The organism is Bifidobacteriaceae bacterium, assembly GCA_031281585.1.
Classification (GTDB): Bacteria; Actinomycetota; Actinomycetes; order Actinomycetales; family WQXJ01; genus JAIRTF01.
Genome location: JAITFE010000063.1, coordinates 1 through 6,411 on the forward strand (window position 1 = coordinate 1; position 6,411 = coordinate 6,411).

Sequence of the window (6,411 nt, forward strand, 5' to 3'; positions counted from 1 at the left end):
GTGACGGAGGCGGCGGCGCCGGCGAAGACAACCCGCTCCAGGAATTGCGAGAGGCTAAGTCCGTCCGCCGCGGCCTCGAGGTAGCGGGCCAGCAACGCGATCCCCCAGGCCCCGCCCTCGCTGGCCGAGGCGGCCACGCCGACCGGCGCGCCGATGGCCGCCGCCAGCAGCCGTTCGGCCACGCCCCGAGTCTTGAAGATGCCGCCATGGCCGTACATCGCCTCAATGGTGACACCCTCGTTGGCCAGGACCCTCATGCCGAGAGCCAGCGCGGCGAAGGCCGCGTATAGCTGCGAGCGCATGAAGTTCGCCAAAGTCAGCCGTGAATCGGGGGTGCGCGCGACCAAGGGCCGGCCCTCGGCCAGTTCGATCACCGGCTCGCCGGACAAGAGGTTGTAGGCGAGGAGCCCACCGCCGTCCGGCTCGCCCGCGAGGGCCGCTTGGAACAGGACCTCAAAGACCCGGTCGGCGTCAACCGCCGGGCGGGAACGGGGCGCGGCCTCGCCGCCAATCCCGGCGCCCGCACCGCGACCGCCACCGGCACCGGCACCGGCAGGAGACCCGTCCCCGTGCCCGGAGCCAACCTCACCCGCCCCGCCGCCGGCGCCAACACGAGACCCATCCTCCGGCCCGGAGCCAACGACACCGGCGCCGCCCAAGGCGTCAGCGAACTCGCCGAACAGGGACGCCCAGGCGCCCAGTTCGCTGGCGCCGTTGTTGCAGTGGACCATGGCCACCGGGTCGCCGGCCGGCGTGGTCACCAGGTCCAGTTCGGGGTGCGGCCGGGCCAGGGCCTTGTCCAGCACCACCATTGCGAAGATCGAGGTCCCCACAGAGACGTTGCCGGTCCTGGGCGCTATCGCGCCGGTCGCGACCATGCCCGTGCCCGCGTCCCCTTCCGGCGGGCACAATGGAATGCCGGCTTCCAGCAGTCCGGCCGGGTCCAGCCGCGCCGCGCCCGCACGCGTCAGATGACCCGCCTCCTGGCCAGCCAGTTTGACCTCCGGCAGGAGTTCGCGCAGCGGCCGGTCCACCGCCCCCAACGAGTCGAACAACGCCAGCTTGGCGGCGTCCCAGTCGCCCGCCGCCGAGTCGATTGGGAACATCCCCGAGGCGTCCCCAACCCCGATCACCTTGCGCCCGGTCAGCTGCCAGTGCACGTACCCGGCCAGGGTCGTGATGAAGCAGACCGCGGGCACATGCGGCTCGCCGCCCAGGGCCGCCTGGTACAGGTGCGCCACCGACCAGCGCAGCGGGATGTTGAACGCGAACAACTCGCTCAGCGCGGCGGCGGCCGGGCCCGTGTTCGTGTTCCGCCAGGTCCTGAACGGCGCCAGCAACTCCCCCGCCGCGTCGAACGCCAGATAGCCGTGCATCATCGCGCTGACGCCGATTGCCCGGCAACGCCGCAACTGGGCGCCGTGGCGTTCCCGGACATCCATCGCCAAAGCGGCGTAGGCGCCTTGCAGCCCGTGCCAGACCTCGTCCAGCCCGTAGGTCCAGAGGCCGTTCCGGTAGTGGTTCTCCCAATCGTGGGCGCCGGTCGCCCAGACCGCGCCGTCCGGCCCGATCAGGCACGCCTTGATCCGCGTGGAGCCCAGTTCAATGCCGAGGTAGCTTTCGCCACGCTCAATTTGGGCCCCCACTCGCCCGATGCCGCCGTCCACCCCGCCCGGACCTTCCCCAGTTCCAGTTACAGCCATTTCCGTCCTCCTTGACTCCGCGCGCCCCTTGGGGCTGCGCCTTGTTTCCGCCGGTTCGCCCGCGCCGACCGACTCATTCCGCCCTTGGCGCCGCGCCCGGTCCCGTCCCTTTCGGCCTAGGGCGGGGGCCGCGCCGGGCGTTGAAATCCGGCCGGCCTGGCCACCTGGTTCCCCGGCCCACAGCGCCGAACCAGTCTTTGGGTTGGGCGAATCGGTCCATGGTCAGACCGCCCCATCGTGTTGGTTCCGCATAAGACTCAAGACTACGCTTGAGGCGGCGTTGCGTTAGCGCTAACATTGCGAGCGGATCAGGCGCCTCGGGCGCCGGAAAGGTGGCGGGGTGGGCGTTGTTCCGGCGGCCGCGAGGGCCCAGATAGAGGCGTTGCGCGCGGAGGTGTCCCACCTGCACGCTGAACTCCCCCGCTGGGGGCTGGTGGTCTGGACGGCGGGCAACGTCTCCGCCCGGGTGCCCGGCCACGACCTGATGGTGATCAAGCCGTCCGGGGTCGCCTACGACGAGTTGACGCCGGAGAACATGGTGGTGACCAACCTCGAAGGCGAGGTGGTGGACGGGGCGGGCAAGGCGTCATCGGACACTGCGTCCCACGCCTACGTCTACCGGCACCGGCCGGACGTGGGCGGGGTGGTCCACACCCACTCGACCTACGCGACGGCGTGGGCGGCCCGGCGCGAGCCCATACCGTGCGTGCTGACCATGATGGGGGACGAGTTCGGGGGTCCCATCCCGGTGGGCCCATTGGCGCTGATCGGCGACGACTCGATCGGCCGGGGCATTGTCGAGACGCTGGCGGGCTCGCGGTCCCCGGCGGTGCTGATGGCCAACCACGGCGTGTTCACCATTGGCGCCACCGCCAAAGCCGCGGTCAAAGCGGCGGTGCTGACCGAGGAGGTCGCGCGCACCGTGCACATCGCCCGCCAACTGGGCACGCCGGTCCCGCTCGGCGACGGAGACGTCGACCGTCTTTACGACCGCTACCAGAACGTCTACGGGCAGTAGCCCGGGCGTCGGATTTGAAAGGAAGACCAATGGAGGTTTGGCTCGTCACGGGCTCGCAGCATCTGTACGGGCCGGAGACCCTGGCGCAGGTGGATGACAACTCGCGGCGGATCGCCGCCGCGTTGGACGGTGCCCTGCCCCTCAAGGTTGTTTGGAAACCCGTGCTGACCAGCAAGGAAGCGATCACGCGCACGTTGGTGGAGGCGAGCGCCGACCCGGACTGCGCGGGGGTGGTCGCGTGGATGCACACGTTCAGCCCGGCCAAGATGTGGATCAACGGGCTGGAGGCGCTGGCCAAGCCGCTGGCGCACCTGCACACCCAGGCCGACGCGGCCCTGCCGTGGGTGACAATCGACATGGACTTCATGAACCTCAACCAGGCCGCGCACGGCGACCGCGAGTTCGGGTACATCGAGGCGCGCCTGGGCGTGCGGCGCACCGTGATCGCGGGTCACGTCTCCAACCCGCGCGTGACGGCGCGCCTCGCCAGTTGGGCGCGGGCGGCGATCGGCTGGCAGACTGCCCGGAACCTGTCCGTAGTCCGGTTCGGGGACAACATGCGAAACGTGGCCGTGACCGAGGGCGACAAGGTCGAGGCGGAGCGGGTCTTCGGCGCGGACGTCAACACTTTCGCGGTGAACGACCTGGTGGCGGCCGTCGACGCGGCGCCAGAGCCAGATGTCGACGCCCTGGTCGGGGAGTACCTGGACCTGTATTCGGTGGCCCCGGAGTTGGCACCCGGCGGGGAGAGGCACGAATCGCTGCGCTACGCGGCCCGCCAGGAACTGGCGCTGCGGGGCTTCCTGACCCAGGCGGGCGCGGGGGCCTTCACCACCAACTTCGAGGACCTGGGCGCCCTCCGGCAACTGCCGGGGATCGCGGTGCAGCGGCTGATGGCCCAGGGCTACGGGTTCGGCGCGGAGGGCGACTGGAAGACCGCGCTGCTGGTCAAGGTCGCCAAAGCGATGGGCGCGGGCCTGCCCGGCGGGGCCTCCCTGATGGAGGACTACACCTACAACCTGGTCCCCGGCGCCGAATGCATCCTGGGCGCCCACATGCTTGAAGTCTGCCCGTCCCTGACCACATCCCGGCCGAAGGCCGAAATCCACCCGCTCGGGATAGGCGGGCGCGGCGACCCAGTCCGCCTGGTCTTCGACGCCGACCCGGGACCCGCGGTCCTGGTCGGCCTGGCCGACATGCGGGACCGTTTCCGGCTGGTCGGGAACTCCGTCCGGGTGATCGCCCCGCATCAGCCAATGCCGCGCCTGCCCGTGGCCCGCGCGGTCTGGGAACCAGAGCCGGACCTGGCTACCAGCGCGGAATGCTGGATCACCGCCGGCGGCCCGCACCACACGGCCATCTCCACCGCCATCACGGCCGTCGAATGGGCCGAATTCGCCGAAATGACCGCCACCGAATTCGCCCTGATCGACTCCACGACCGCTTACCCGGCCTTCCGGGACCAACTCCGCTGGAACCAGGCCTACCACCGCCTGGCCCGCGGCCTATGACCCGAAATCGCCTCCCAGTCCGGTTCCCGGACGCCGCGAAGGGGAAAGCCCCGCACCGGACGTGACGTTCGCCCCAGCGCCCCGACCGGCGGCGATGCCGTGCTTCCGGGCAAGGTGCCGTCCCCGTTTCTAGGCCGATTCGCGAGGGATCAAACGCGGGGGGACCATTGCCGGCAACCCGGCCGGCGGCGGGGAGGATGCGAGTTGGCTGTCCAGGAGTTCGACCACGGTTCGGCCCAGAGTCGCATGGTCTTGGTCCACAGTCGTCAAAGGAGGCTCGGTCACATCCGAGCCGGGGATGTTGTCGAAGCCCACAATCGCCACGTCCTCCGGCACCCTCAGGCCGGCGCGTCGCAACGCGACCAGCGCGCCCATCGCCATCAGATCATTGCCGGCGAAGATCGCGTCCGGCGTCCCGGACGCGAGCAACTGTGCCGTGGCGATCAGGCCGGATTGGCCGGACCAGTCGCCACCCGCCGCAGGGCCCGGTTCCAGGCCGTGCTCCTCCAGGGTCTCAGCCCACGTCGCCGCGCGCGCCCGCGCGTGGAAGAAGTCGGGCGGCCCGGCGATGTGGGCGATTCTGCGGCGGCCCATGCCAATCAAGTATTCGGTGGCCAGTTTGGCGCCGGCGGCCTGGTCGACATCTGCGCACGGGATGCCTGGAGCGACGGATCCGCTGGTGACGGCCACGAGCGGCGGCAAATCGGGTGCCAAAGCCAGGGCCTCCAAAGCGGGGGGATTTGGGGCGACCACCGCGACGGCATCGACGGCCTGGTCCAAGAAGTGGTCCAGCGCGTCTCGCATAGCCTGGACGGTGACCGCGGGCAGGGAGGCGAGCGAGACCCAATAACCGCGCTCGCGGGCGGCCACCTCGATGGCCAGGGTGGAGCGCGAGGGGCCGTACAGGTTGGTGCGCGGGGTGACCACGCCGATGATCCCGCTGCGGGCGGTGGCCAACTGCCGAGCCGCCTGGTTGCGCCGGTAGCCGGTCGCGGCGATGGCGTCCAGCACCCGCTGACGCGTCGACTCCCGGACCGAAGGATGGCTGTTGAGCACCCGCGAGACGGTTTGATGTGAGACACGGGCGACCTTGGCGACATCGAACATTGAAGGCCGGCGAGCCGTGCCGTCAGGGCTTGTCATCCGGGTAGTTTAGCGCTCACACAAGCTGCCGTGCGGGTCCTCTCCGCGGCAACGCGCCGAGAGCCGCCCCGCCGGCGGGAAAACCCTTGCTTGTTGCCGAACGCAAACCGAAATGTGACCAAAATCACGCGCTGTCAAGGGGATTCAGGCCTAACTGGCGGGTAGGGTGGAAAGAAATGCCACAGTCTTCGCTGAATTGAGGTCAAGCCACATGACCGGCAACAACGCCACCGCTGCTGCTAGGCCACCGCTCGCCAACCCGGCCCCGCTCGGGCTGCTCGGGTTCGGCATGACCACAGTGCTGCTCAACCTGCACAACGCCGGATTCATCGGCTTGACGCCGGTGATCGCCGCCATGGGATTCGCGTTGGGCGGGCTGGCCCAACTGGTCGCCGGCCTGCTCGAGTTCAGAGCGGGCAACACTTTTGGGGGCACCGCCTTCACCGCCTACGGCCTGTTCTGGTGGTCGCTGATCCTCATCTGGATGCTGCCCGCGAGCGCAGGGCTCGCGCCCGCCGAGCCCATCGCCGTGGCCGCCTATTTGGCGCTGTGGGGCCTGTTCACCACTTTCATGTTCGTGGGCACCCTCAAACACGACCTGGCCAGCCAGATAGTGTTCGGCTCGCTGGCGTTGCTGTTCTTCACACTGTCGCTCGGGGACGCCAGCGGCGTTGTCGGGGTCACGCACATGGCCGGCTGGATCGGGATTGTCTGCGGGCTGGCCGCCATCTATTCGGCCATGGCCCAGGTGATCAACGCCGAATACGGCCGGACCGTGCTCCCGCGCGACATCCCTCGCGGTTCGCCCAAACCGGTGGTGAAGCAACCGAAACTTGTTCCCGTTTCGGCGCACTAGCGCCGAAACGGGTTCGGCCCGGCGCTGGCCAGAGTCGGGGGCTGTCCAGCGCCGACTCCCCCGCCCCCCAACCCCTGCCCCCACACCGCCGCCCCCCCTGGGCCAGCCCCCCACGGGTCGATTCCGCGCAGCCCCCGCCGAGCAAGCATCGCCCAGGGTGGCTTCTTCCATGGCGGTTAC

5 protein-coding genes are annotated in these 6,411 nt (G+C 69.8%); 3 read left to right on the top strand and 2 right to left on the bottom strand.

The window, feature by feature from the left end:
• A partial coding sequence (locus tag LBC97_07490) for a hypothetical protein (GenBank protein MDR2565889.1) occupies positions 1-1,703 on the bottom strand: 1,703 nt, incomplete at its 3' end.
• 340 nt (positions 1,704-2,043) lie between these two features.
• Here LBC97_07490 and LBC97_07495 point away from each other — a divergent pair.
• Both LBC97_07495 and araA read left to right on the top strand, forming a co-directional pair.
• Positions 2,044-2,721 carry an L-ribulose-5-phosphate 4-epimerase gene (locus LBC97_07495; protein ID MDR2565890.1) on the top strand — a complete coding sequence of 226 codons (678 nt, stop codon included), beginning with the start codon at positions 2,044-2,046 and terminating at the stop codon, positions 2,719-2,721.
• 29 nt (positions 2,722-2,750) lie between these two features.
• On the top strand, positions 2,751-4,232 hold the full coding sequence (araA, locus tag LBC97_07500; GenBank protein MDR2565891.1) for an L-arabinose isomerase: 1,482 nt from the start codon (positions 2,751-2,753) through the stop codon (positions 4,230-4,232).
• A 129-nt stretch (positions 4,233-4,361) separates the two neighbouring features.
• Here the strand turns inward: araA and LBC97_07505 are convergent, their stop codons facing one another.
• On the bottom strand, positions 4,362-5,375 hold the full coding sequence (locus LBC97_07505; protein MDR2565892.1) for a LacI family transcriptional regulator: 1,014 nt from the start codon (positions 5,373-5,375) through the stop codon (positions 4,362-4,364).
• 211 nt (positions 5,376-5,586) lie between these two features.
• Between LBC97_07505 and LBC97_07510 the strand changes: the two genes are divergently transcribed.
• Positions 5,587-6,231 (top strand): acetate uptake transporter, encoded by a 645-nt coding sequence (locus tag LBC97_07510; protein ID MDR2565893.1) that lies wholly within the window; start codon positions 5,587-5,589, stop codon positions 6,229-6,231.
• Positions 6,232-6,411: the final 180 nt, after the last annotated feature.

Bases quoted from the DNA above. Each gene is read 5' to 3' on its own strand.
- araA (MDR2565891.1), top strand. From the start codon at position 2,751: ATGGAGGTTTGGCTCGTCACGGGCTCGCAGCATCTGTACGGGCCGGAG.
- LBC97_07505 (MDR2565892.1), bottom strand. From the start codon at position 5,375: ATGACAAGCCCTGACGGCACGGCTCGCCGGCCTTCAATGTTCGATGTC.
- LBC97_07510 (MDR2565893.1), top strand. From the start codon at position 5,587: ATGACCGGCAACAACGCCACCGCTGCTGCTAGGCCACCGCTCGCCAAC.